This is a genomic window from Lacticaseibacillus sp. YLM2-1, from assembly GCF_056583465.1.
Genome location: NZ_CM152617.1, coordinates 2,241,558 through 2,267,368 on the forward strand (window position 1 = coordinate 2,241,558; position 25,811 = coordinate 2,267,368).

Sequence of the window (25,811 nt, forward strand, 5' to 3'; positions counted from 1 at the left end):
CCCACCCTGCGCTTTCTATCAAACTACTTAGCGCTAAAAAAAGTCTGACGTTCAGCGAAACACTTCATCTCGCTGAGGATCGTCAGACTTTTTTGATTGCCCGTATTTATTGCGGTTCGGCCAACAGCATGCGGTACAAGGTGCTGATGGGCAGGCCCATGACATTGTAGAAATCACCCTGAATTGACTTGACCAGTAGTGCTCCAGCATCCTGAATGCCATAGGCGCCTGCCTTGTCTTGGTAGGCGTCTTCCGCCAGATACGATTCAACATCCGCTTCACTTAGCGGCCAGAAGGTAACATCAGTCGTCACGACCTGCTGCCGTACGCTACCATTGTCCAAGCGCACCCACAAACCGGTATAAACCTGATGTGTCTGACCACCCAATGCCGTGATCATCTGTTTGGCTTCGGCGCGGTCATGTGGTTTGCCTAATAACTTGCCTTGAAACGCCACCATGGTATCGGCGGCGATAATCGTTGCCCCGGGGTAACTTGGTACAAGTGATTGTCCCTTAGCTGTCGCCAAGCTCTGAACATATGCTGGCGGATCCAACACTGGCAAAGCGCGTTCATTGATACTGGCAGGATGGCTTTCAAAGTCAGGCACAATCCGCTTTAACAATTCCTGTCGCCGTGGTGAATGACTGGCCAAAATGATCATGCTTGCATTTCCCCGCTTTCGTGACTGTCTTGAATCCGTTTGAACATTTTCTCAAGATCGGTGTTTGAAAAGTGAACCAAAACCGGCCGACCATGCGGGCAATTGAAGGGATTCTCACATTCCGGCAACTTCTGCAATAATGCTCGAGCCTGTCTGTCGTCCAAATGGTGATTGGCCTTAATGGCACGCTTACAGCTCATCATGATAGCAGTTTTCTCCCGAAACGCTGCGACTGTCATGCGACCATCACGCAAAACCCAATCCACCATTTCTTTAATGGTATCTTCTTCCTGCCCAGCTTTAAACCAAGTCGGATGATGTTCAACAACAAAGCTGTTTTGGCCAAAATCTTCCAGATATAGTCCAACCGACTCAAGCACGTCCCGATGATCACGAATGCTAATGGCATCAGCCGCGGAATAGTCTAACACAATCGGTACGAGTAAATGTTGTTGGTCGTTGCTGACTTCGCCAATAGCTTGCCGATAATACTCATAGTTCACCCGTTCTTGTGCAGCATGCTGGTCCAAAATATATAACCCATCGCCTGATTCCGCTAGCAAATAAGTGCCGTGGACTTGCGCCAAGTACGTGAGATTTGGAAAACGCTCAGCTGATTCGACATGCGAAATATCAGGTTCCGGCTCATCTGCCATCAAGGTTGGGACCACATTCGAAGCTAGCCGCTGATACCGCTGATCCCATGCAGCCAGACGTTGCGGTTCGTTAAAAATCGGCTGATCATCCAAATCGCCAATCTCAAGATCTGGTGAAGTTGGTGCCGGTGTCGGCTCCTCAGCAGCCGTGTCTGCCAAGTTAGTAGTTGTGTTTTCGCGCAACTGCTGCCCTTGCTGCGGCTGAACTGAGGGCACCGTCTTGGGGCTGATCTTATTCAATGTCAGTTCCAGTTGATCCAGATCATACCGTTCTCTTTTTGGCAGATTATCGAGCGCATCGGGAATCAGGTTTTCCTTCGCCAATCGTGTTCGAATCGCCTCGCTGAGCAAATGACTAAGCTGATCTTCCTTGCTCAGACGCACCTCGGCCTTTGTCGGGTGAACGTTGACATCGACCAACGCAGCATCCATCTCAATGTTGATGACGCCCATTGGATAACGCCCCACCATTAACTTCGAGCCGTAACCGGCAATAACCGCCTTAGTCAGTTGGAAGTTCTTAATATAACGGCCATTGACAACTAAACTCAAGTAATTACGCGAAGCTCGGGTCGTTTCAGGCAAACTTGTTAACCCGCTAACCCGAAAATCAAGATCTTGTGCTTTGAAGTCAACCATTGAGCGCGCCACAGACAAGCCATAAATTCCGGCCAGCGTCTGGCGCAAATCGCCTTGACCAGCTGTGCGCACCACCATATTGCCATCATGTGAAACCGTGAAGGCAATATCAGGATTTGCCATCGCCAATCGGCTGACGATATCCACAATTTTTCCCAGTTCAGTTTGCTGCGACTTCATATACTTCAGCCGCGCCGGTGTGTTGAAGAATAAATCATTCACTTCAACATCCGTACCGCGTCGGTGAGCCGCTGTCGACTGCGCTTCAACCTCACCGCCTTTGACGTGAATCTGGGTGCCAATCCCTGAATCCGTTGCCGTTGTCAACTTTACGTCGGCAACCGCGGCAATACTTGCCAACGCTTCGCCACGGAAGCCCAATGAATGCACATTAAATAAATCACGCGTCGTCAGAATTTTACTGGTGGCGTGCCGCAAAAACGCTGTTGCAACGTCATCCGGGGCAATCCCGATGCCGTTATCGCTAACCCGAATCTCCTGCAAACCAGCCGCGGAAATCAGGACGTCAATTTGCGTTGCTTGTGCATCGATACTATTTTCAACCAGTTCTTTGACAACACTGGCAGGGCGTTCAATGACCTCCCCAGCAGCGATCTGGTTGCTTAATGTTGCCGATAGTTGGTGAATCTTTGGCATAAAATCACTTCTTCTTTAAATGCTTCTGCAGGTCAAATATGAAATTCATCGCGTCCATCGGTGTGGCCGCCATCAAGTCAAATTTCGCAAGTTTCGTCAGAATCGGACTATTCTTTGGCGTCGGTTTTGGTTCTTCAAACAACGACAATTGTTGCTCTTCAACTTGCGGCGCTGGTGCTGGCGCCGTTTTATTGGGTGCATCGGCTTCAAGCTGTTTCAAAATCGTATCAGCACGCGCTAACAAATCTGCCGGTAAACCGGCGAGCTTGGCGACGTGAATCCCATAACTCTTGTCGGCAGGGCCAGGCATCATTTTGTGCAAGAAAACCAGATTGCCATGCTCCTCAACGGCACCAACATGGACATTCTTTAACTTCGCCAAGGAATCTGACAAACTAGTTAGCTCATGATAATGCGTTGAGAACAGCGTTTTGGCGTGGACATGATCATGCAAAAACTCAATAATTGCCTGTGCCAGCGCCATCCCATCATACGTTGCCGTGCCGCGGCCGATCTCATCAAAAAGAATCAGGCTGGAAGCCGTCGCGTGGCTTAATGCAGCATTGGCCTCCAGCATTTCAACCATGAAAGTACTTTCGCCATTGGCAAGATCATCAGCTGCTCCGATTCGGGTAAAGATCTGATCAAAAATCGGTAAGTCAGCTACATCTGCCGGGACAAACGAACCCGCTTGCGCCATGATAACAATCAAGGCTAATTGGCGCATGTAGGTACTTTTCCCTGACATGTTAGGCCCGGTGATCAGCAACATATCGGTGTCGTGATTCATGATGACATCGTTAGGAATATAACTGTCTCGGCCAAGTACATGTTCCACGACTGGGTGGCGACCACCCTTAACATTGATATCATGAGTCCCGGCATGCATCGTTGGTCGGACATAATGACTGTTTTCAGCCACTGTTGCAAAGCTTTGCAACACGTCCAAAGATGAAATTTGGGCGGCTAAAGCTTGTAGTCGTTTGATCTGGGCTTTGACCTTGTCGCGAATGTCTTGGAAAAGATCATACTCGAGCGCTGTTGAGCTTTCCTGCGCTTCAAGAATCAAGGTCTCCTTTTCTTTCAGCTCTGGGGTGATAAACCGTTCAGCGTTTGTCAGTGTCTGTTTGCGTTCATAGCGCCCTTCCGGTATTTTGTCCAAATTGGACTTAGTCACTTCGATAAAGTAACCAAAAACCTTGTTGTAACGAATTTTAAGTGTGTGAATGCCAGTTGCTTTGCGTTCCGATGCTTCTAGTTCAGCGATCCATTGTTTGGAATTCTTCATGGCATCACGATAGCTGTCCAGTTTTTGATTGTACCCTCGGAGGATCAAGCCACCGTCTGTCACTGAAATCGGCGGTTCGGGTTCAATCGCACGGCGAATCAATCCGGCGACATCGCTGACTGGGTCCATTTTACTGCGAAGTGCCTTAAAACTGCCATCATCAAGCTTACCCAGCACATCCTGAATAGCCGGGATCTGATCCAAAGAGGTTTGCAACTGAATTAAATCACGACCATTAACGGTACCAAAAGCAACTCGGCCAGCTAACCGCTCAAGATCATAGACTTTAGTCAGTCGTTCCTGCAACTCACTGCGTTCAAAAAAGTGATCCAATAAATCCTGAACCTGATTTTGCCGCACACTGATCGCATCAATATCCAGTAATGGTCGATCCAGCCATTGTTTCAATAAGCGGCCACCCATCGCTGTTTTGGTCGAATCAAGCAACGACAACAAAGTGTCACCTTTGCGTCCCGTTCTGCTGTTTTGCAAAATGTCGAGGTTACTACGGGCGTCCTGATCCATTTCCAGATAGGCGGAAGGTTGATAAGCAACCGCTTTTTGAATATGGGCCAAGCTGCGTTTCTGCGTGTTCAATAAATAGGCCATTAGCATCTGCACAACGGCAGCCTCTGCAGGATCAGTTAGCGCCTGTGACACATAACTGCCTTCACTCGTCGGCTCGGCATCAGGTTGGACTGACAGAAGCCGTTCCCCTTGCTTGAGCATTCCCGCGTCGTCATCGGTCAATTCCTCAGGCACAACGATTTCTTTGGTGGCCAGCGCACTCAGTTCGTTTTGCAGAGCAAATTTGCTTTTTAGATCCGTCACTTTGAGCTCACCGGTCGATACATCGGCATACGCAAACGCATAACCTGCTGCATGCGGCATCACAGCGGTAATATAGTTATTCGACTTGGCTGCACCGGCTTTGATGTCAACATTTGTCCCTGGCGTTACCAACTGAATGACGGCTCGTTTAACCATCCCGACAGCTTTTTTAGGGTCCTCCATCTGTTCACAGATCGCAACTTTGTAACCGTGGTCAATTAAAATATCAACGTAACTTTGGACAGCGTGGTGCGGGACACCAGCCATTGGGATAGGATCGTCAGCACTCTTGTTTCGTGCAGTTAATGTTAGTTCGAGCAACTGAGCACCTTTGATGGCATCATCATTGAATAATTCATAAAAATCTCCGATGCGGTAAAACAAAAACGCATCCGGATATTGCGCCTTGATTTCGTTGTACTGCTGCATCATAGGCGTTTCACTGGTTTTTTGCGGCACGAAATTCACCCTTCGTCCTTTGACTTTCTTTGACGTTCTATATGATCCATTTTAACAGGTGCGTCAACTTTGAGCGACCCCCTGGCAAGTGCAAAGAGTGAGTTGTTGCGGTTAGAAATCGAAGCATCGGTAAACTTGAAGTTAAATGGCTGGTTTTGAGCCATTTAGCTTCAAGTTTCTTATGTACAGATTTCCGCGGCTACGTATACGTTCAAACCAAAAAACGATCAGATCATCATGATCTAACCGTTTTGCAAGTAGTCTCCCTACTTCTTCAAATGATAACTGTAAGTGGCAATGATGACATTCTCGCGGCTTGCAAAGGCGGCGCGCAGGCGGAAGTTGGTTTGGTTGTGAAGAATATTCTGCCATTTTTTACGTGGTACGAACTGCGGAATGAGTACCGTGGTTGTAAAGTTCCGTTTGGCGGCGTTGCGCGCGACGATGTCAACGAAGCGAATAGTTGGGGCTTCGATGGAACGGTATGATGAGTGGATATCAACAAATCGCACCTCTGGAAAATCCGCGCGGAATTCGCTTTGGGTTTCTTTTTCCTTATTGGGATTCTCGTCCATCGAAACGTGCATAGCAATGACATAGTCGCCAATTGACTGAGCATAATTTAAGGCCGCGCGCGTAACCCGAGTGACATTACCGACCAAAACAATGACGGTGCTGCCATCGTAATCATGTTGTGCCACTTCGACCGGCAAGCGTAATTGCTCAGCAACTTTGTCATAATGATCGCGAATTTTATAAAACATGAAAATGGCGAGTGGCATCACAATAAAGAATGGCCAGATATCAAGCAATCGGTAAGCAAACAGGATGACGAGAATTGCAAAGGAAATCAACGCGCCAGAGAAGTTAGCAATCGTTTTGCCAATCCAACCTTTTCCGCGATGACGGAACCAATGGATAATCATCCCACTTTGCGACAAGGTAAATGGAATGAACACACCAACCGCGTACAACGGAATCAGCCGTTCAGTTGATCCTTGGAAAATCGTAATCAGCGCCGCGGCTCCTAACGCCAGTGTCAAAATCCCGTTAGAGTAACCCAAGCGATCGCCACGATCCAGATACATATGCGGCATAAACTTATCTTTGGCCAAGTTAAAAGCCAAAACTGGAAAAGCTGAAAATCCGGTATTAGCTGCCACAGCCAAGATCAAGGCGGTCGCAAATTGAACAACGTAGTACATGATACCTGCTCCGCCAAAGGTCTCTTTGGCCACCTGCGAAAGCACCGTCACTTTGGCCACCGGCACAATACCGTACCAATAGTTCAAAAATGTAATACCAGCAAAGAAGAAGCCAAGGATGGCAGCCATGATGGCCAACGTTTTAGCCGCATTCTTTTCTTTAGGTATTTTAAAGAACGGCACCGCATTACTAATTGCTTCAACCCCAGTCAGTGAACTGGACCCACTGGAAAATGCCCGGAAGATCAAGGCCATCGAGACTCCCGGAATCGCTGCACCGACAAAGGAAGTTGCCTTGTACGGAATAGCGCCTGTTGCCACTTGGTAAAGTCCCCAGATGATCATACCCGTCATGACGACAACGAATAAGTAAACCGGGACCATCAAAAAATTGGCCGATTCACTCATGCCACGTAAATTCATGCTCATCAAGATGAAAATGATGATCAGTGAAATGATCACCTGCTTGCCATAAAGCGCAGGAATTGCACTGGTAATCGCTTCAGCACCCGCGGAAACTGAGACTGAAACCGTTAGCATATAATCAATCAGTAATGAAGCGCCTGCGGTTAGACCGGCATTTTTACCTAGATTTTCGCTAGCGACAACATACGCGCCGCCGCCACTAGGATAGGCGTGAATAATCTGGCGATAGGATAGTGTCAATGAAATCAAGAGCACTAAAACAAAGGCAGCGATCGGCAATGAGTACCAAATCGCAGCCGCTGACAATGTCGTCAGAACTAAGACAATTTGTTCAGTCCCGTAAGCCACACTTGAAAGCGCATCTGACGATAACATCGCCAGTGCCTTGAAAATGTTAAGCTTTTGACCGCCTTCCTCAGAAGATTTCAGTGGTCGCCCAATAAACAGGCGCTTTAAATGCATCATTTTCATTACTCCTATATGAACCGAATGTATCGGGAAAATTTAACCAAAACACAAACAATCATCAGTGTAACCTAAATAGACGCTCAAGCCTACCTTATCTAACGCAACATGACAACTTGGTGAGATTCCCTGACGAAAAGCCCCAACAATATCGTCCTAACTAGCATGATGTGCAAAAAAGCAAAAACGGCCACCTTCTCGGTGATGCCCGGGAAAGTGGTCGTTTTCGTTACGCCTTTTCGATAATCACAACATCATGGACCTTCAACTTGCGATGAACCTCGTGCTCGATCTCGCTTTTAGCAGCGTGGTCAATTTTAAGGTCAGCTTTAGGCGTATCAGGCAACAGTTTTTCCAAGACAAAATCAATCTCAGCATCTTTAATGGTGCGTTTGTCGTGGGTCAAGACGACATCGACTTGGTCAAATCCTTCAACGTAATAAACATGAACAGATCCTAACGTATATAATTCAAAAAACTTAACCGGCTTTCGATTATAAAGATACCGCATTGTGTTCGGTAACATTTTGTGCAAGCTGGCGTTAAGCCGAATGGGATTTTGAATCAGCTTCATCAAATCGCCCCTTTTTTTTGTGTGAGCGTGAGCCAGCGCGCTTAGCGACCGGAGTGTAAGTGGACCTGAATGTGATGGCCGGGTTTGGGCCATTGCATTCAGGGTCCTTACACGCAGGTCGCTGCGCTGGCGAACGCGTTATGACTGAGCGTGAGCCAGCGCGCTTAGTGACAGAAGTGTAAGTGGCCTTGGACGTGATGGTCGGTCTTTGACCATTGCGTTCAAGGTCCTTACACGCAGGTTGCTGCGCTGGCGAACGCGTTATGACCGCGACATCGCTTTGATGTCCACGGCTGATGATCTTACTAATTAACCATCATACAACATGAAACTATCTTTATTTTACCAATGAATGCCCCTTAGTGACTAATGATTAGGCACAGAAATGTTAATTAACTTCATAAAGTGACCTTGAAAACTTGAAAAGCACACTATGTAAACAACAAAAGCACCGGCGCATAAGCCAGTGCTTTTGTTGAACGAATAGGCAGAAATTACATCATACCGCCCATGCCTGCTGCTGGGTTAGCACCAGCGGCAGCATTATTATTTGCATTTGGATCTGGCTTGTCAGCAACAACGGCTTCAGTCGTCAGCATCAAAGCAGCAACGGAAGCGGCGTTTTGCAATGCAGAACGGGTCACTTTGGTTGGGTCAATAATACCTGACTTAGCCATATCTTCCCATTCATCAGTAGCGGCATTGTAACCAACGCCTTGCTTTTCCTTCTTCAGCTGTTCAACGATGACAGAACCTTCTTTGCCGGCGTTCTCAGCAATCTGGCGAACAGGTTCCTCAAGCGCACGTAGCACGATGTTGATCCCGGTTTGAACGTCGCCTTCTTCTTTCAAAGCAGCAACTGCAGGCAAAACATCTACCAGAGCTGTACCGCCGCCAGCAACATAACCTTCTTCAACCGCGGCACGGGTCGCATTCAAAGCATCTTCGATCCGATACTTGCGTTCCTTCAATTCAGTTTCAGTAGCGGCACCAACCTTGACAACCGCAACACCGCCAGCTAACTTAGCCAAACGCTCTTGCAACTTTTCACGGTCAAAGTCACTGGTCGTGTCATCAATTTGCTTCTTGATGATATTAACCCGTTCAGCAATGGCATCCTTAGAGCCAGCGCCATCAACAATCGTGGTGTTGTCCTTGGTAACCGTTACCTTGCCGGCACGACCCAATTGTTCAAGCTTGGTGTCTTTAAGATCCAAGCCAAGGTCAGAACTGATCACGGTACCACCAGTCAAGGTAGCGATATCTTCAAGTTGAGCCTTACGCCGATCACCAAAGCCAGGGGCCTTAACCGCAACAACATTGAAGGTACCACGAATCTTGTTCAGAACTAAGGTTGGCAATGCTTCACCAGCAACGTCATCAGCAATGATCAACAGTGCCTTACCTTGTTGAACGATTTCTTGTAACAGCGGCAAAATGTCCTGAATATTGGAAATCTTTTTGTCGGTGATCAAGATATAAGGATCGTCAAGGTCAGCTTCCATCTTATCATTATCGGTGACCATGTATTGGCTCAGATAGCCGCGATCAAACTGCATCCCTTCAACAACAGAGAGTTCAGTGTCAATCCCTTTGCTTTCTTCAATGGTAATCACACCATCGTGGCCAACTTTTTCCATGGCGTCAGCAATCAGACTACCAACTTCTGTATTTGAGGAAGAAACGGACGCAACCTGCGCGATTTCTTTCTTACCATTAACTTTGTGGCTAATCTTGTGCAATTCGTCAACGGCAGCCTTAGTTGCTTTTTCAATCCCTGTGCGAATGCCAACAGGATTAGCACCGGCTGTAACGTTCTTCATGCCTTCGCGGATAATACTTTGTGCCAAAACCGTTGCGGTTGTGGTACCATCACCAGCAATGTCATTTGTCTTGGAAGCAACTTCGGCAACCAACTTGGCGCCCATGTTTTCGTAGTGATCTTCCAAGTCAATGGACTTCGCAATTGTGACACCGTCATTGGTAATTTCCGGTGAGCCATAGCTCTTGTCCAAAACAACGTTGCGGCCTTTTGGTCCTAAGGTTGTCTTAACTGTGTTTGCCAACTGATCAACGCCGCGCAGCATTGCAGCACGTGCGTCTTCAGAGAATTTAATTTCTTTTGCCATTGTTTTTATTCACCTCAAAATTGATCGATTATTTAGTTACGCAATTGCCATGATGTCTTTTTCATGCAATACAAGGTAGTCTTGACCTTCATACTTCACTTCAGAGCCGGCGTATTTGTCGTATAATACAGTATCGCCAACTTTGACGGCCATTGGCAAACGCTTGCCTTCTGGTGTCAAAGCGCCTTCACCTACTGCAACAACTTTGCCGGTTTGCGGCTTTTGTTTTGCGTTGTTGGCTAAAACGATGCCGCCAACTGTCTGCTCCTCTTCTTCAACGACCTCGACAATCACGCGATCTCCTAATGGTTTTAACAAGGCAATCCCTCCACATTACATTTTTTGATTTAGCACTCGTTATGTCTAAGTGCTAACTACAGAAGTAACTATAACGAGTTTTGCGGTTGAATGCAACCCCAAACCGTGGAATGTTATACTTATTCCAGACATTTTTTTAAAGGAGCTCTTTATGTCACTACAAAAACATGGACTTTCCATTATTGGTGCCTATTTAGTGGCGCTGATTGGTAACTTGCTGATTTTCCAAATCTTACCCGTTGGCCGACTCAGCTTAGGTCTTGCTACTGTGATCAGTGTGCTGGCGATGATTGCCGCTGGTTTCAGTGAGCGACAGTTAGTCATTGCCAACGCCATCGAAGAACCTGGGGTTGCCGCCCCACAACAGCGGGTTTTCTGGGGACCAATCGGTATCGTTGGCGTTTTGGTCGCTCAGCTTGTGGGTTCATGGCTAGAAACATTTTTATTCAAAATACCGCAAACTAGCAGCCTAATTCATCAGCAGCTGTCCAGTATGGCAACTAATCCGTGGTATTTCCTAGTGATCGGATTGGCTATTCCTGTGTTGGAAGAGCTAACCTATCGCAAAGTTCTATTCGGTAATCTTGTGAATGTCACCGGTATCTTTGGCGGTGCCTTGATCACTAGTCTCCTGTTTGCTTTAACGCAACCGGGCGGACACTGGTTAAGCGCCACATTGGTTGGACTTGTTCTTGCATATGATTATCGACACACTGGCGCAGTCAGCACGGCTATTATCGCCCGCCTTGGATCTTTGTGGGTGGTTTGGCTTTACTATCTCGCCCACACCCTATAATCGTAATCGAATATTAACCTTGACCCCTGCTTTCATCTCTTATAATAGAAATAATGATTTTGTGAAGGAGCAGTTCAAACATGGAGACCCGTTCTAATCGCCGCCAACAACAACAGAAGCCGAGGCGTTTTCGCTGGGGCAAATTGATCAGCCTAATCGTTGTGGTTGGTCTGTTCACAACAGGTGCGTATGCCTTGCGGTTATACAGTCAGGCAAAATATGCCATCAATAATACATATCATGCGACCAAACATGTCAGTACCGACATTGCTAACAAGAAGCCGTTCGCCGTTTTGCTACTAGGCGTCGATACTGGTGCTGATGGTCGGATTGAAAAAGGCAACTCTGATACCATGATTGTTGCTGTCGTTAATCCTAAAACCAAGAAAACAACCATGGTCAGTATCCCGCGTGACACCGCTGCAGAGTTAATTGGCACAAAGGAATTCAACATGCAGAAGATCAATGCCGCGTACAACGTTGGCGGTTCGGACATGGCGATCAACACTGTTTCCAAGCTGGTCAATGTCCCGATTTCTTACTACCTAACAATCAACATGGGGGCGCTTGAAAAAGTCGTCAATGCTGTCGGCGGTATTGATGTCGTCGTACCGTTTTCCTTTCAGGATCCATACACTGGCAACCAGAAGTTCACGAAAGGCCCCATGCATCTCAATGGCAATATGGCGTTGGCATATTCACGGATGCGTCACTCTGACCCAGAGGGCGATTATGGCCGACAGAAGCGGCAGCAACAAGTCATCAAGGCCATTCTCAAAAAAGCAATTTCTGTTGGATCACTTGGCAATTTTACCAAGCTCATGGACACTATCTCAAAAAATATTGCCACGAATATGAGTTTTGATGATATGCAAAGTATTTTCTTGAATTACCGTGACGCCGCAAAAACAGTTTCGACTGATCATTTGCAAGGTGTCAACGCATGGGTCGGCGATGGTGCTTACCAGATTGCTTCCGACGCTGAGATGCAACGAATCTCCAACAAACTTCGGACAGCTCTGGGGCTGCAAACCGAAACCATCAGCAATGAAGAGACAAAACAAAATGCGAAGAACACGCAGTTTGACTTTAAGGCAACCACGGACCAAAACTACATTATCTTTACCCCGTATGATTGATCATTCAAAAACACCCGCAGATTTCACTGTCTGCGGGTGTTTTTGCGCTTAAATTCAAGCCTCAAGCAAGTTTCTTCTGGGGTCGTTCCCGATACCACCACCAGAAACCAAGAGCAAGAATGGCTATGATTGAAACGGTATAAGAAAGCAGCTCATTGTTTAACAGCCACTGACCAAGCCCGTATGGTATGACAGCCAATGCATATATCATGACCACCCAGCGTAATTTTGGCAGTAAGAGAACATTGCCCGCATTTTCCAGCGAAATGTGGTCAAATAACCACCTCGTCGCAAAATAGCCGATAATACTGATAACCATCGCGGCAATAAAGTAGGCAAAAAATAAGTTGTTGCCTGATAACCGGACTGGATTCGAACGCATCGTTGAATAGATCAGTCGATCTGCTGCAGTTGCCCCAAACCACGTACCGAACAGCCCGAAGACCCCCATCCAAAACGGTGACGCGAAAATCGTACCAATGGCGGTGCCGATTGTATACATGAAACTAACGACCGCTATATTCATGAGCAAAACACCTAAAAGATTCATCCCACTCAATCCGACATACATAGCAGGAATGGCAACATAATAACCTATGATGGTGATCCCTGAGCCAAGCATCATCACACCAAGAAGACTCAGAAAACCATACCAATAACGTGTTGCAAATACCCTTCTTCGGCGAAACCCACTACTGAAAATGGCTGCATTAAAACCACTCGCTTGGTCAATACTGGCTATTGCTAAACCGACTATTAGCGGAATCAAATACGAGACAACCGTGAAAAAGCGACCACTAATAAGGTCAGACAAAAGTTGCCCTTTTTGATTTGGAATAAAAAGATGACGCTGGTCTTCCCGATACTCTTCATAACTTTTATTGTTATAAAAAGTAAGGTGATTTTTCTTGGCCTCTTGTTTACTTTCTTCAAACTGCGCTAAGTCCATGACGTATTTTTGCTCGTTATGATAGTTTTGTATGCTTTGACCCAAATTCACCGCTGACAGCAACAGTGCAAAGACTACGATCACCCGCAACAAAACTTTATGTCGCGATCTTACCAGTTTCAATAAACGATCTTCACCCATTTATTTCACCTCCGCGTTTTTGGCGCGAAACTCAACTTTAAATAAATCAGATAGCGATAACGGCAAGCTCTCATTCAGCACGGGTTCTTCGGCGGCAATCGCGGCCTTGACTTCAGGTGTGAAATGCGGGAAAACCGCTTCGATCACGCGTCCACGAATGGTCAGAATCCGACCTTGTTCCCTGATCACATCAGGAATCGCCTTGGTTTTGAAAACTAACTGCAGCTTGATCGCCTGCTGTCTGACGTCCTCTAGCGTCAAGTCCTGACTGATCCGACCGGCTTTAACGAACAAAACGCGATCTGACAAGCCGTCTAATTCGACTAGATTATGTGAGGCGATGAGAAAGGTTCGTTTACCATCAGCAACAGCATCTACCACCAAATTGACAATCCGCTCGCGAATCAGCAAATCCAACCCATCAAATGGTTCATCCAGAAAAACATACGGTGCCCCGCTCGCCAGCGCCAACGCCACCATCACCAATGCCTGGAAACCTTTTGAAAGGCTCTGAAAACGTTGTGATCCTTGCAGGCCGAACTTTTTGATCAGCGCCATAAACCGCGCTTGATCAAACGTCGCATAGAGCAATTGATAATCGCCGGCGATTTTATCCAACCGGTATTTACGGAAGAAGAGATGTTGATTATCAAGGTAAAAAAGGTTTTCGCGTTGTTCCGGATGGTCGGTCAAGTCCTGTTCATCCAACTCAATGGTGCCCCCGTCCGCACGATATTGATGCGTCACTGTTCGGAAGATGGTCGTTTTCCCAATACCGTTAGGCCCGACAAGCCCGACCACCTGCCCTAGTGATAAGGAAAATGTGATGTTATTCAGTACAGCCTGATCGGCAATCTTTTTTTGCAATTTTGTGATCGTTAAACTCATGCTTGTCCCTCCTTCTCATTGAGCCATGCCTGCAGAATGGGAATGCTGATCCCCAAACTCTGCGCTTCAACCACTAAGGCATCAAATTTAGGCCGAAATGCCGCAATATCTTTTGTATTGGCCTGCCTTAACGGTTCGGCAATGAACGAGCCGCGTCCTGGTTCAACATAGATCACGCCATCTGCTTCAAGCTGCTTATAGGCCTTTGCAATCGTGTTGGGATTGAGCTGCTCTTGTTTTGCCATCTCTCGCACCGATGGCAATTTGTCACCTGGCAGCAACACGCCTTGCACCACTTGTGCTTTAATTTGCAACACAAGGCGCTCGTAGTAAGCCAAATGGGCATACGGATCGGTCGCCATGACCACGCCCCCTTTCGTATTATGTGTACTATTATACGTAGTACACTTAAAAAGGCAAGCGAAAAGAGCAAGTCTTATCGAACGACTTGCTCTCACGTTTTTTCCAAACAAAAAACGCCGACTAGTGGCGTTTTCGACAAATTATGCTTCTGGTTCTTTTAAAGTCGGCCCGTAATGTTCCAAGAAATAAATGAGCGTCTGTAATTCTGTTGCTAGGTCAACGTTTTGCACGCGAACATAACTTGGTACAGAGATGCGAATCGGGGTGAAGTTCATGATGCCCTTGATCCCTGCTTTAACCAAATCATCCGTAATGTGTTGCGCAGCATCAATCGGCACCGTCAAAATCACAATTTCGATTTGCTGATCCTTGATCTGTTTGATCATTTCATCCATGGGATAGATTGGGACACCGCTTTGGATGGTACCAGCTAATTCGGGATTAATATCAAAGCCAGCACTAATCCGAATGTTGTTTGCCTGCCGAAAGTTGTAATTCAACAGCGCGTGACCAAGATTGCCGACACCGACTAACCCGACATTGGTTAACCGATCCTGATTCAGAATCTTTTTAAAGAAATTAAGTAGATCGACGACATCATAGCCGTAACCGCGTTTACCCAATGCACCAAAGTATGAAAAATCACGCCGAATAGTTGCCGAATCAACCTTCACTGCGTCCGACAATTCAGTCGAACTGATCTTGGTTGTTCCGGAATTGGCTAGAAAATTCAGATAACGGTAGTACACGGGCAGGCGTTTTGCCGTTGCTTTGGGGATGATTGTTTCCGCCATATAAGCAAGCCTCCTGTAGAAGTATTCCCACGCAGAACATGTGAACTGTCCAACATAGTATCTCTTGCTTATATTAGCTGGTTTATAGTGTGAAGGCAAGCGGATACATCTTCACAAGCAAATTTTTTATTATCCAGGGACCATCGGGGAACGCGCGCCGATGAACGAAACTATGGTATATTAGGTTCTAACGATTATTGTGAAAGAAGGTATCCCTGTGATCATTTTGCAGGCGCAACAAGTTGGCCGCAGTTTTAACGGCAATGAATTATTTGCTAACGTCAACTTAGAAATTCAAAACGGCGCGCGCATTGGCTTAGTCGGGCCCAACGGCATTGGCAAGACGACCCTGCTGGAGATCCTGACTGGTATTGCCCCACCCGATGCTGGTCAGGTCACAACCATGAAGAACCTGTCAATTGGTTATTTAGCACAAAACTCAGGACTTGATTCTGACAAAACGATTTTTAAAGAAATGCTGACGGTCTTTGCACCATTACAAGCGATGGCTCGGCAAATACATGACTTAGAAGTTAAACTCGGTGATCCGCAACTCATCGCCGACAAAGAAGCTTTTGCGGCAACGATGAAACAATACGATCAATTGCAACATGACTTTAACGAACAAAATGGTTATGGCTATGAAGCCGAAATTCGTTCCGTTTTACATGGTTTTCAGTTCGGCGAAACGACTTATGACAAGCCGGTTGGCACTTTATCTGGCGGTGAGCGGTCTCGATTGGCGCTGGCGAAGCTGCTACTCGAAAAACACGACTTGATCATCCTTGACGAACCCACCAACCATCTTGACATTGAAACCTTGAGTTGGCTTGAAGGGTACTTAAAAACCTATCCGGGCGCTATTTTAACTGTCAGTCATGACCAATATTTCCTCGATCACGTGGTCACTGAGATCTATGAATTAGATCATCACCACGCGACACATTACAAAACTAACTATAGCGGCTATCTCAAGCAAAAAGCTGATCGTCAAGCTCAAGCTTGGAAGGCTTACAATAAGCAGCAGGAAGAAATTGCCAAGCTGCAGGATTTTGTCGACAAGAATATTGTCCGCGCTAGCACCACCAAACAGGCTCAAGCTCGACGTAAACAATTAGAAAAAATGGATGTGCTTGAAAAACCTGCTGGCGATAATAAAACGGTGCATTTTAACTTTACCCCAACGCGACCAAGCGGTAATGAAGTTTTAAAAGTCGAGCAGGCGACAGTTGGTTATGAGCCGGACAAACCCATGGCTGGCCCGATTGACTTTCAAGTGAATAAGTTTGACCGAATTGCGATCATCGGACCAAATGGTGTCGGTAAATCTACTTTACTGAAAAGTGTTTTGGGAAAAATTCCTTTTCTTAAAGGAGATGCCAAGTTTGGCGCCAATGTCGACGTAGGCTATTACGATCAGGAAATTCAACAGCTTAACCCTAAAAACACTGTCATTGACGAAATCTGGGACGATCACCCGATGATGCCTGAAAAGGATGTCCGATCCGTGCTCGCGGCCTTCCTTTTTTTGGCGGACGACATTCAAAAACCGGTCAGTGCCTTATCTGGCGGCCAAAAAGCGCGGCTGGAACTCACTAAATTAGCGTTGAAACACGATAATTTCTTAGTGCTTGATGAACCGACCAACCATTTGGACATCAACAGCAAAGAAGTCCTAGAACAGGCCTTAAAAGACTTCAGCGGGACTGTCTTATTTGTTTCGCATGACCGGTACTTCATCAACGAGTTGGCAACAAATGTGGTCGCTATTGCCCCGACCGGCAGCACTACTTATCTGGGCAACTGGGATTACTATCAAGAAAAACTCACCGAAACTCAGGCAGAAGCAGCCGCCGCAGCCGCTGCTCAGCCAACGGCAAAAACTGAAACTGCTGGTGCGACCTCTTACCAGCAGTCCAAAGAAGACGCCCGCGCTGAACGCAAACTTCAGCGGGAAGTGGATGATTTAGAGCAGCAACTTCAAGATCTTAGCCAACAAGAGGCCAAAATTCAAAAAGCGATGACTGCACCAGACGTCCTCAGTGATTATGTCAAAATGCAAACATTGCAGACAGAACTCGAAACAGTTCAAAAACAAACAGCTAAAGTTGAAGACGCTTGGGAAGAAAAGGGCATTCAACTGGAAGATATGCATGCTGATAACAATTAAAACTGCTGTTCTTTAAATTCAAAATAGGCACGGCCAAAGATGGTCCTTGGTCGTGCCAAACTCCGCAATCTCCGGCCAGATGGGGTGGCGACGCGTAGCTAGAGCTGTGACGGCGCTTCGAGCCCATCTGGCCTACGATTGCTCCTTGGCACTGGTATCTTTGAGCCTTAAAAAATATCTCCGAGAAAATAATAGGCGAATGATTTTCCTTTTACGGAAAAATCATTCGCCTATTGTTAACTGTCAATGATGTTCCAACACCATTTTTGTTGTCTACTTACTCGAAGCCTTCTCATCAATCAACGCCAAGGCTTGCCGCAAAACCTTTTCACCGTCCATCATCCCATAGGCTCGCATGTCGATAACGGCCATAGGAATATTAGTACCAGCAACTTTAGCGGCAAACTGACTTTCCATAAAGCGTACTTGCGGTCCGAGCATCAGAACAGATACGGGTTCAGATGCAAGTTTATTATCAGCATCTGCTGCTGCCGTTGCGAAAACATCAACATCAAGGCCATCTGCCTCTGCTGCTTTTTTCATCCGTTGTACCAGCATTGAGGTTGACATACCGGCGGAACAGACCAACATAATCGTTTTTTCAGCCATGGGAATCATCCTTTCGTTAACAAACTTATCTATAAGATAAGTCTAACCAAAACAGTTAGGCGGCGTCAACGAAATCGCTGTCGGCCTTGCATTTATTATGAAGCGTGGGTAAAGCTCAATCCTGGATCAGCATTCAAGCTTTCTGAAGCAAGATGCTGCTTCGCCCATTCAATATGAGCAGCTGCGCCAATCATTGCGCCATTATCACCCGTCAAGCGAAGTGGCGGCACAATCACATCGACATCTGGAAAATTCACAGCCAAGCTTTCGTTCATGGCTTCTTTAAGCCCTTGATTGGCTGCAACACCACCGGCCACAATGAGTTGTTTAACCGGATACTGATGCAGTGCCTTTTGCGTTTTGTGAACCAAAACATCGACAACCGCCGCTTGAAAACTAGCGGCTAGATCTTCTCGACTGAGCTCTTGGCCTAACTGATGGGCGTGATGAACCGTGTTGATAACAGCCGATTTCAAGCCACTGAAGCTAAAGTCAAGATTGTCTTCTTTATCCATCGCCCGTGGAAAATGGAAAGTGTCTTGACCAAGATGTGCCAACCGATCAACTTCTTTACCGGCCGGATATGGAATGCCCAGAATCCGACCAACTTTATCGTAAGCCTCACCGGCGGCATCATCACGTGTATCGCCAATGATTTCGAATTCCCCAGCTGATTGCATATAAACCAACTCAGTATGACCGCCTGAAACCGCCAGTGCCAGTAATGGATACGCAAGCGGCTTCACAAAACGGGCGGCATAAATGTGGCCTGCCATGTGATTAACCGGAATTAATGGTAAATGATGAGCGTAGGCAATGGTTTTGGCAGCCGTCACCCCAATTAACAATGCGCCTACTAGCCCTGGGCCGTATGTGACTGCCACCGCAGTCAAATCATCATAAGTGACGCCCGCTTCTTTCAACGCTGCATCTGTAACCAACGTAATTTGTTCCACATGATGACGACTGGCTACCTCCGGAACAACACCGCCAAATCGTTGATGACTTTTAATTTGTGTGGCGATGATGTTCGATAAGATTGTGTCACCATTTTCAACGACAGCCACACTGGTTTCGTCGCAGCTGCTTTCAAACGCTAAAATTAATTCCCTTGCTGCCACATTGTTCTCCTCTACAACGACGATAATGATCGATTACGGCAATGGCCGATACATATCGAGTGCATCATCGTGATTGCTGACATAATAACCTTTTTTAATTTTCCCGTCCTGAAAACCGAGCGACCGATACAGATGCTTAGCAATGTCGTTATTCGTCCGCACTTCAAGCGTCATTTTTTGACTGCCATAATCAATCGCCCGGCCAATCATGAACTGCATCAAAAAACGTCCCAGACCCATGTGCTGGTATGCTGGGTCCACCGCGATGTTGGTCACATGGGCCTCACTTAAGGTAAACCAGGTGCCAATTAATGCGACTAACTGACCAGCATCTTCAACAGCCAAATACAACGAATGCCGAACTTTACGCAACTCAGAGAAAAAAGCGTAACGATCCCACGGTGTATCATGATAAATCCGTCGCTCAATCGCTAATGCTGCATCGACATCGTCTTCTGTCATACGCCGCAGTAAATACTCTTTATTGCGAACCGTGATCGTTTGTGGCTTAAAGCTCAATTCATCAGGTGTCGTGCGATCGAACCACGATTTAAACTTTCTCAACATAAACATCATGTCCTCTGCCGGGGTGTGCTTCCAACCAGTTGTGTTCCGCCTCGGTCAGCCGCAGATAACGCGGCACAAAATCATAAACAGACACAGGCGGCAGATCTTTCCCTAATTGTCCTAAACGTAATGCTTGTGGCAAGTTTAGCCAACTCGGTGCAAATTGCGCTAATCCGCCCAAGGTCTCAATAATCTGAGCCCGAAACATAGCCGCATCACTGCCCACAAAGATCACCGGCTGGTGCAAAGTGGCTAATTCAGTGAGCAGTAGTTTTAATGGCACGTGCCGATCTGTAACCACATTGATCAGCCGGCCCTTGTTCCATTGGTAGACACCTGTAAACACATTGTTGCGGCGCGCATTCATAATTGGCACAATCATCGCTTTTGTATCTGTGATGTTGGCGGCAAGCACCGCCAGACTGGAAACGCCAGCTAGGGCAATGTTTAATGTGTAAGCTAATGTTTTCCCTGTCGTCACGGCAATTCGAATGCCAGTATAGGATCCCGGTCCATCTGCGACAATAATCTTATCCAAGTCCTCCGGCTGCAGGCCACTAGCAGCCACTAAATCATCAATCGCTGGCAGTAGTTGCTCACTATGCGTCCGTTTTCGATTAATCGTCGTCTGCGCCAACAACTTATCATTATCTAACACAGCAACTGACATCGCTTCGTTTGAAGTATCAAGCGCTAATAATCGCATCAATAGACCCTCCCTTCTCATGGCATAATCATGGCAATATTCTATCACAAATAAGAGCAGAGCGTGAGCTGGCGCGTTTAGAAACCGGAACATAAGCGGCCTAAAGCCTAAATGGTCGGGTTTGGACCATTTAGGCTTTAGGTCCTTATGTGCAGGTTGCTGCGCCAGCGAACGCGTTTCAGTCAAGAGCGTGAGCCAGACCGCTCAGAAACCGGAGTGTAAGTGGGCCTGAACGTGATGGCCGCGCTTTGGCCATTGCGTTCAGGGTCCTTACACGCAAGTTGCTGGTCTGGCGAACGCGTTTATGCCCGCGCTTCAGATCCAAGCCTCTCCCGGATTAGGTAACGCACCTGTCATGGCCGCAATGAGTAAAAGCACACCACCAACAACGAGTAAGCCTTGCAAGGTGATTTTTAACCATAACCGTTGATGGATGATCTCGTCTGGCGTCCAGTAGAGATCGGTGGCGCTTTGAACACCAGTTGTTTTATTTGCCGCCAGCAAAGCATCATGGAGCCACTTGGCTAGCCATGACCAAGCAACACCTGCAATCATGGTAGCCACGGCCAGCACCCATAGTGCATGATCACGTTCAGTTAAATAGTCTGTCGGAAAGACGTAGAAGTTGCCGATGATGGGTAATTGACCAAATTCGCTATAAAACTGATTGCCAATGGCATATGCAAGCGTCAAGCCACCAACAATACTGCCTATCAGTCCCAATCGCCGCACCCATTTTGCAATTGTATTCTCACGATACAAATTACGAATGTAAGTCTTGCGTCCGCTGCGCACCTGGTTCGGAAACATCATCTTGTGTGTTGCTAATTGCATCGTCACGATTCGCCGTTCCAGTTGCAGTGCCCAAATTCCTGTCCCTACCAACGCCAACACAACCACAATGATTAATCCAGCAAACATAGCAGCCAGCCCTTCTGTTTTTTTTGAGTTTTCTTATTCTATCAGTTAGGTTTCATGTTGACCACTTTGGGGCACATACTCGATATGGCAGATTGCCAACAATTAAAAACCCCAGACAAGCCGACCATCGTGAAAGCATTCAGAAGGTCAATCTGTCTGGGGCTATTTTTAATGTAAAAATACGATCTATGACTGGCTTGTTCAAAGCGCTTGCTTTTATAGCAAATCAATCAAAGGTGGGGACGAATTCGCTCAATGGCTTTTAACGTTCCATAAGACAGTGCCGTTTGGATTGGCAACATGACCACGTTCTTGATCGTTCGCGGCCAGATAATGCCTTGCCATGGCGTACCCATGATGTTTAACCATAGTGTTGTCAAAATGATATTGCTAATCAACAAAACCATGCCGACAGCGAGCAATGTCCGAAGAACCGTTACCTTCTTGCCGTGGAAAAACATGCCGTAAAGCATTGCCGCAATGGCTGCACTGATGGTAAAACCCGGGAAGTTGGCTCCCGGACTGAAGATCATAATTGACAACTGATCGTTCAGCGCAGCAGCGCCGGCCGCCAACCATGGGCCAAAATAATATCCCATGAGGATCGTGGCAAAGAACGCTGGACTAATCTTGAGCCAAGGGGTTCCGAACGAGAAACGGCCCAGAACGATTTGCATCGCCATCAACATGGCCATATACACCATGTTCCGGGTGGAAAGCTTGGGACTACTAAACGATAATACTTGCATAAGCTGCAATCTCCTTTTTTCGGAGACGCCTAAATATCAGGCGAATGCGGCACCTGCACCGCGACACTTGTCTTCGTCTGCCGTTCACATTCCGTTCCGGCAGCACTTAACGCGCAGGTTCCTACTCCTAGATTTTGTCACGAGACATATCGTACACCGAAAATTGTAGAAAGGGAACCCCCGAAATGTTCGCATTCGCATTTTTTGTGATCACACGTGAAAAATATCTCACGATTTTCTCGGTATTTTCTTGGTTTTTACCAAGTTAGCTGCCAGATTGATTCGCTAAAATAGATTCTCGTAATCATATCTTTCTGGTTGCTCATACTCCCTGAAAGGGGATTCCCTCAACACTTCATTTTAGAAGTGTTTTTTTACACCTAATTATGGGTGTTCGCGCCATTGACTTTAGCTGTTCGCGGCTGCATAAAGAGCCGTATAATGAAATGCGACAACGTTTGAAAGGAAGATATGACCGTGACTAAACATATTCTCGTTTTGCATACGGGTGGTACCATTTCGATGACTGAAAATAGCGAAGGTGACATTATGCCCAGCCAACATAACCCGTTACTTGGTGCTGACAGTTTTGTCCCTGCTGACGTCGAACTCACCACTGAAGAAATTTTCAACCTCCCATCCCCGCACATGACCCCAGAACGGATGCTAGAACTCGTTAAACGCATCCGCCAAGCGGAAAAAGAAGGCAGCGATGGCGTCGTGATCACTCACGGGACGGATACGCTGGAAGAAACCGCCTATTTTCTTGATCTGACCCTTGATTCGGCGATGCCAGTGGTCGTGACAGGCGCTATGCGCTCTAGTAACGAAATCGGCAGCGATGGTCTGGAGAACCTTCAAAGCGCCATTAAAACGGCTGCCAGCGACGACTCACGCAATAAGGGAACGCTCGTTGTCATGAATGACGAAATTCATACCGCTCGGTTCGTGACCAAGACGCACACGACCAATGTGGCTACTTTCCGAACACCAACATTCGGTCCAGTCGGTTTGGTCACCAAAGATGGCGTCCGATTCTTTCAAGAACTGATTAATCAAGAAATCTGTGCGATTGATCACCTCGTCGACAAGGTCTTCCTCATCAAAGCATATGCTGGCATGGATGGCACCTTGTTCGATGCACTGCCTGAAGATACCCACGGCTTGACGATTGAAGCGCTCGGTGCCGGCAATCTACCGCCGACCACCTTACCTGCCATTCAACGGCTGCTGGATCGCAACATCCCGATTGTTCTCGTTTCCCGCTGTTTTAATGGTGTTGCGCAAGCCGTTTACAATTACGAAGGCGGTGGTGTGCAACTTAAGAAAATGGGCATCATTTTCTGTCAAGGCTTGAATGGCCAAAAGGCACGAATTAAGTTGCAAGTCGGCCTCAGTGACGGCAAACAGGGGCAGGATCTAGCCGACTTCGTGGATAATGCTGTTAGCTGACAATTAACAAATAGCTGGGATTATCCTCGATTTCGAAGACCGCAACGCAAAAACGGCACTAAGCAAACGTCTCTTTTTTGCTTAGTGCCGCTTTACTATGCTTTAAAATCCTGCCAAATCATCTGCGCTTCTGCGTTGACCTGCTCGCCGGTTACGACGCGGTGCAAGGTTTTGGTGGGATCATCCGGATCATGCTGATATTGGGCAACAGGCGTCGTGCCATACGCGACTTCACGTTCATACCGAATATCCGCCCCGCGTAACGTATGGGTACTCAAAAAATCATAGCCAAGACTATTTTCCATCCATTCCAAGTAATGAGCATTGTTGACGTGTCCGTTACTGTCAATATCAAAATAGCGGACATGAAAATCTTCTTGACCATCTGGGGTGGTGATCTTTTTAAGCCGCGGAAATCGCTTGATTTTGCGATCACTGACCGCGCCGACACGCTCCACCAGTTCCGGAATCACGTCCACAATTTTGCGTGTGCGCAGATCCATGATGACCCAGTTGCTATTCACTGTTACCAAGCGCTGCCCTTGCGCATCGTCAATCCAATAATCCCGGTAAGTAAAGAATTTATTGTAAGTCGTCGCCTCGGTCCCCACGCGCAATGGTTCCTCAATTCGCGGCATCCGCTGAATATCCATATGATACTGCGTGATCACCCAACCAGCCTGAAATTCATTAATTGCATCCATCCCGGCATGCAACGTCTCTAACTGGCGCTCCGAAATTTCTAACATGACATTCATCATATTTGCCAATCCGGCGCGACCATACCGATCACCCGCAAAACCGGGAATCCGGTAATCATCTTCGTAGACCTTTCCCATTAGGATGACTCCTCCTTAAATCACACTTGCTGGCACAGAATCCGGTTGGCTTCGCATAAGCCTGTTTCTAAACGCACCAGATCTCACGCTTTGCTTATTTTTCCAACTCATGATAAGCATCATACACCACTTGCTTCGCTAAGCCATTTTGTTTGGCGACTAATTTAATCGCTGCATTTGGTTTGGCACCAGTGGCCACAATTGCCTCAACTTGCATTTTTAAAGGCACCGTCACATCAACTGCTGGCTTATCAGCCGCACCTTCTACCATAATCACAAATTCGCCTTTTAGGTCACCAGCGGCATAAGTTTGTAATGCCGACAATGAACCGCGAATGAAGGTTTCGAATTTTTTCGTCAACTCACGGGCCAAAGCCGCCTGTCGATCACCAAAAGCAGTCTGCATTGCTGCCAGCGTTTTGCCAACCCGATGTGGGCTTTCATAAAAAAGCAAGGTGGCTGATTCATGGGCTAACTTCTCCAATTCGCGATTTTTCTCCCCAGCTTTACGCGGTAAAAAGCCGTAGAACAAAAACGGCTGCGGCGGCAAGCCGGAAGCAATCAGCGCAGTTGTCGCGGCGTTGGCTCCTGGTAATGGCACCACTGGCACACCGGAATCAATGGCTGTGCGTACCAATTCCTTGCCTGGATCAGAAATCGACGGCATACCGGCATCGCTGACTTGAGCAATTGTCTCGCCGTTTGCCAACTTAGCCAACAACTCAGGAATGCGCATCTGTGTGTTATGCTCATGAAACGAAATCGTTTTAGTTTTAATCTCAAAATGATTTAGTAACATTTGCGTGTGCCGCGTGTCTTCTGCTGCAATCAAATCGACTGTTTTCAGAATTTCAATCGCACGAATTGTCATATCGCCCAAGTTGCCAATCGGCGTTGGCACCAGATAAAGTGTGCCTGTTGTATGTGAACCGAAGCTTCGTTGTTGCTCCAAGTCAATTCTCCCCGTAAATAATCTCAGTACAAAAAGCGCATGGCTCATCATTGACCCGGCGCTGGCCATAGAACACCGGGCAAACATGGAAGCCTTCATTATACAGACTTTCAAGATTTTGCTTCGACTTAGACAATTCAACCCCACCATCACTGGTTTTATTGTCATCTTTTTCTAATTCTGCCAAATGTTGACGCAAATGTTTGTTTTCGATCTCAAGTTCAGCATTGCGTTCAAGCGTTTCTGCCATATCGTCCTTCATAGCGGCGATTTCTCTGAGCATCTGCTGGGCATGTTTTTCAAGGGTCAAGAAGCCATCATATAATTCTTTCTTTTCCACAAGA

24 protein-coding genes and 1 riboswitch are annotated in these 25,811 nt (G+C 46.9%); of the genes, 4 read left to right on the forward strand and 20 right to left on the reverse strand.

The window, feature by feature from the left end; genetic code table 11:
* Positions 1-106: 106 nt before the first annotated feature.
* The 7 genes from AC07KQ_RS10790 to groES form a co-directional block, all read right to left on the reverse strand.
* Positions 107-664, reverse strand: a complete 558-nt coding sequence (locus tag AC07KQ_RS10790; RefSeq protein ID WP_003571268.1) for a Maf family protein — start codon at positions 662-664, stop codon at positions 107-109.
* Positions 661-2,616, reverse strand: a complete 1,956-nt coding sequence (mutL, locus tag AC07KQ_RS10795) for a DNA mismatch repair endonuclease MutL (protein WP_274991003.1) — start codon at positions 2,614-2,616, stop codon at positions 661-663. Before mutL ends, AC07KQ_RS10790 begins: the two co-directional genes overlap by 4 nt.
* A 4-nt stretch (positions 2,617-2,620) precedes the next feature.
* Positions 2,621-5,194, reverse strand: coding sequence for a DNA mismatch repair protein MutS (mutS, locus tag AC07KQ_RS10800; RefSeq protein WP_011674831.1), 2,574 nt, complete (start codon positions 5,192-5,194; stop codon positions 2,621-2,623).
* Between the two features lie 266 nt (positions 5,195-5,460).
* Positions 5,461-7,290, reverse strand: coding sequence for an APC family permease (locus tag AC07KQ_RS10805; protein ID WP_003571271.1), 1,830 nt, complete (start codon positions 7,288-7,290; stop codon positions 5,461-5,463).
* A gap of 229 nt (positions 7,291-7,519) precedes the next feature.
* Entirely contained in the window at positions 7,520-7,864 is a 345-nt protein-coding gene (locus AC07KQ_RS10810) for a DUF1827 family protein (RefSeq protein WP_003567020.1), read from the reverse strand.
* 494 nt (positions 7,865-8,358) lie between these two features.
* Entirely contained in the window at positions 8,359-9,993 is a 1,635-nt protein-coding gene (gene groL, locus AC07KQ_RS10815; RefSeq protein WP_003567042.1) for a chaperonin GroEL, read from the reverse strand.
* Between the two features lie 36 nt (positions 9,994-10,029).
* Positions 10,030-10,311 carry a co-chaperone GroES gene (gene groES / locus AC07KQ_RS10820; RefSeq protein ID WP_003567052.1) on the reverse strand — a complete coding sequence of 94 codons (282 nt, stop codon included), beginning with the start codon at positions 10,309-10,311 and terminating at the stop codon, positions 10,030-10,032.
* 151 nt (positions 10,312-10,462) lie between these two features.
* Between groES and AC07KQ_RS10825 the strand changes: the two genes are divergently transcribed.
* Together AC07KQ_RS10825 and AC07KQ_RS10830 are read left to right on the forward strand one after the other, a co-directional pair.
* Positions 10,463-11,107 (forward strand): CPBP family intramembrane glutamic endopeptidase, encoded by a 645-nt coding sequence (locus AC07KQ_RS10825; protein ID WP_274991002.1) that lies wholly within the window; start codon positions 10,463-10,465, stop codon positions 11,105-11,107.
* Positions 11,108-11,187: 80 nt separating this feature from the next.
* Positions 11,188-12,246: an LCP family protein gene (locus AC07KQ_RS10830; protein ID WP_003571272.1), complete on the forward strand. Its 1,059-nt coding sequence runs from the start codon at positions 11,188-11,190 to the stop codon at positions 12,244-12,246.
* Positions 12,247-12,307: 61 nt separating this feature from the next.
* Here AC07KQ_RS10830 and AC07KQ_RS10835 read toward each other — a convergent pair whose 3' ends face one another.
* From AC07KQ_RS10835 to AC07KQ_RS10850, 4 genes are all read right to left on the reverse strand, one after another.
* Positions 12,308-13,336, reverse strand: a complete 1,029-nt coding sequence (locus AC07KQ_RS10835; protein ID WP_003571273.1) for a hypothetical protein — start codon at positions 13,334-13,336, stop codon at positions 12,308-12,310.
* Complete coding sequence (locus AC07KQ_RS10840) at positions 13,337-14,224, reverse strand: ATP-binding cassette domain-containing protein (protein WP_003571274.1); 888 nt, start codon at positions 14,222-14,224, stop codon at positions 13,337-13,339. It lies immediately after the preceding gene.
* Complete coding sequence (locus AC07KQ_RS10845) at positions 14,221-14,586, reverse strand: GntR family transcriptional regulator (RefSeq protein WP_003567064.1); 366 nt, start codon at positions 14,584-14,586, stop codon at positions 14,221-14,223. Before AC07KQ_RS10845 ends, AC07KQ_RS10840 begins: the two co-directional genes overlap by 4 nt.
* A 141-nt stretch (positions 14,587-14,727) precedes the next feature.
* A complete protein-coding gene (locus AC07KQ_RS10850; RefSeq protein ID WP_003567066.1) occupies positions 14,728-15,381 on the reverse strand; it encodes a redox-sensing transcriptional repressor Rex in 654 nt (217 codons plus the stop codon).
* A gap of 217 nt (positions 15,382-15,598) precedes the next feature.
* Here AC07KQ_RS10850 and AC07KQ_RS10855 point away from each other — a divergent pair, with 217 nt between their 5' ends.
* Positions 15,599-17,551 (forward strand): ABC-F family ATP-binding cassette domain-containing protein, encoded by a 1,953-nt coding sequence (locus AC07KQ_RS10855; RefSeq protein ID WP_003580616.1) that lies wholly within the window; start codon positions 15,599-15,601, stop codon positions 17,549-17,551.
* A gap of 273 nt (positions 17,552-17,824) precedes the next feature.
* On the opposite strand, the gene AC07KQ_RS10860 is transcribed toward AC07KQ_RS10855, so the two are convergent.
* The 6 genes from AC07KQ_RS10860 to AC07KQ_RS10885 form a co-directional block, all read right to left on the reverse strand.
* Positions 17,825-18,160 (reverse strand): PTS sugar transporter subunit IIB, encoded by a 336-nt coding sequence (locus AC07KQ_RS10860; protein WP_003567071.1) that lies wholly within the window; start codon positions 18,158-18,160, stop codon positions 17,825-17,827.
* A 95-nt stretch (positions 18,161-18,255) separates the two neighbouring features.
* Complete coding sequence (gene tsaD, locus AC07KQ_RS10865) at positions 18,256-19,281, reverse strand: tRNA (adenosine(37)-N6)-threonylcarbamoyltransferase complex transferase subunit TsaD (RefSeq protein ID WP_003571278.1); 1,026 nt, start codon at positions 19,279-19,281, stop codon at positions 18,256-18,258.
* Between the two features lie 33 nt (positions 19,282-19,314).
* Complete coding sequence (gene rimI, locus AC07KQ_RS10870; RefSeq protein ID WP_003567075.1) at positions 19,315-19,848, reverse strand: ribosomal protein S18-alanine N-acetyltransferase; 534 nt, start codon at positions 19,846-19,848, stop codon at positions 19,315-19,317.
* Positions 19,832-20,554 carry a tRNA (adenosine(37)-N6)-threonylcarbamoyltransferase complex dimerization subunit type 1 TsaB gene (gene tsaB, locus AC07KQ_RS10875; protein WP_003567077.1) on the reverse strand — a complete coding sequence of 241 codons (723 nt, stop codon included), beginning with the start codon at positions 20,552-20,554 and terminating at the stop codon, positions 19,832-19,834. The genes rimI and tsaB overlap by 17 nt, the downstream gene beginning before the upstream one ends.
* A gap of 315 nt (positions 20,555-20,869) precedes the next feature.
* Positions 20,870-21,475 (reverse strand): hypothetical protein, encoded by a 606-nt coding sequence (locus AC07KQ_RS10880; RefSeq protein ID WP_003571280.1) that lies wholly within the window; start codon positions 21,473-21,475, stop codon positions 20,870-20,872.
* A gap of 230 nt (positions 21,476-21,705) precedes the next feature.
* Complete coding sequence (locus tag AC07KQ_RS10885) at positions 21,706-22,224, reverse strand: folate family ECF transporter S component (protein WP_003567081.1); 519 nt, start codon at positions 22,222-22,224, stop codon at positions 21,706-21,708.
* A gap of 36 nt (positions 22,225-22,260) precedes the next feature.
* A riboswitch (THF riboswitch) is annotated at positions 22,261-22,355 on the reverse strand.
* A gap of 340 nt (positions 22,356-22,695) precedes the next feature.
* On the opposite strand from AC07KQ_RS10885, the gene AC07KQ_RS10890 reads away from it, so the two are divergent.
* Positions 22,696-23,676: an asparaginase gene (locus tag AC07KQ_RS10890; RefSeq protein WP_003567083.1), complete on the forward strand. Its 981-nt coding sequence runs from the start codon at positions 22,696-22,698 to the stop codon at positions 23,674-23,676.
* Positions 23,677-23,771: 95 nt separating this feature from the next.
* On the opposite strand, the gene AC07KQ_RS10895 is transcribed toward AC07KQ_RS10890, so the two are convergent.
* The 3 genes from AC07KQ_RS10895 to AC07KQ_RS10905 form a co-directional block, all read right to left on the reverse strand.
* Positions 23,772-24,515 carry an acyl-[acyl-carrier-protein] thioesterase gene (locus AC07KQ_RS10895; protein WP_003567089.1) on the reverse strand — a complete coding sequence of 248 codons (744 nt, stop codon included), beginning with the start codon at positions 24,513-24,515 and terminating at the stop codon, positions 23,772-23,774.
* Positions 24,516-24,609: 94 nt separating this feature from the next.
* Positions 24,610-25,467 (reverse strand): 16S rRNA (cytidine(1402)-2'-O)-methyltransferase, encoded by an 858-nt coding sequence (gene rsmI, locus AC07KQ_RS10900; RefSeq protein WP_274991017.1) that lies wholly within the window; start codon positions 25,465-25,467, stop codon positions 24,610-24,612.
* A 1-nt stretch (position 25,468) separates the two neighbouring features.
* The gene (locus AC07KQ_RS10905) at positions 25,469-25,807 is read right to left on the reverse strand and encodes a DNA replication initiation control protein YabA (protein ID WP_274991018.1); all 339 of its coding nucleotides are present in this window, start codon (positions 25,805-25,807) and stop codon (positions 25,469-25,471) included.
* Positions 25,808-25,811: the final 4 nt, after the last annotated feature.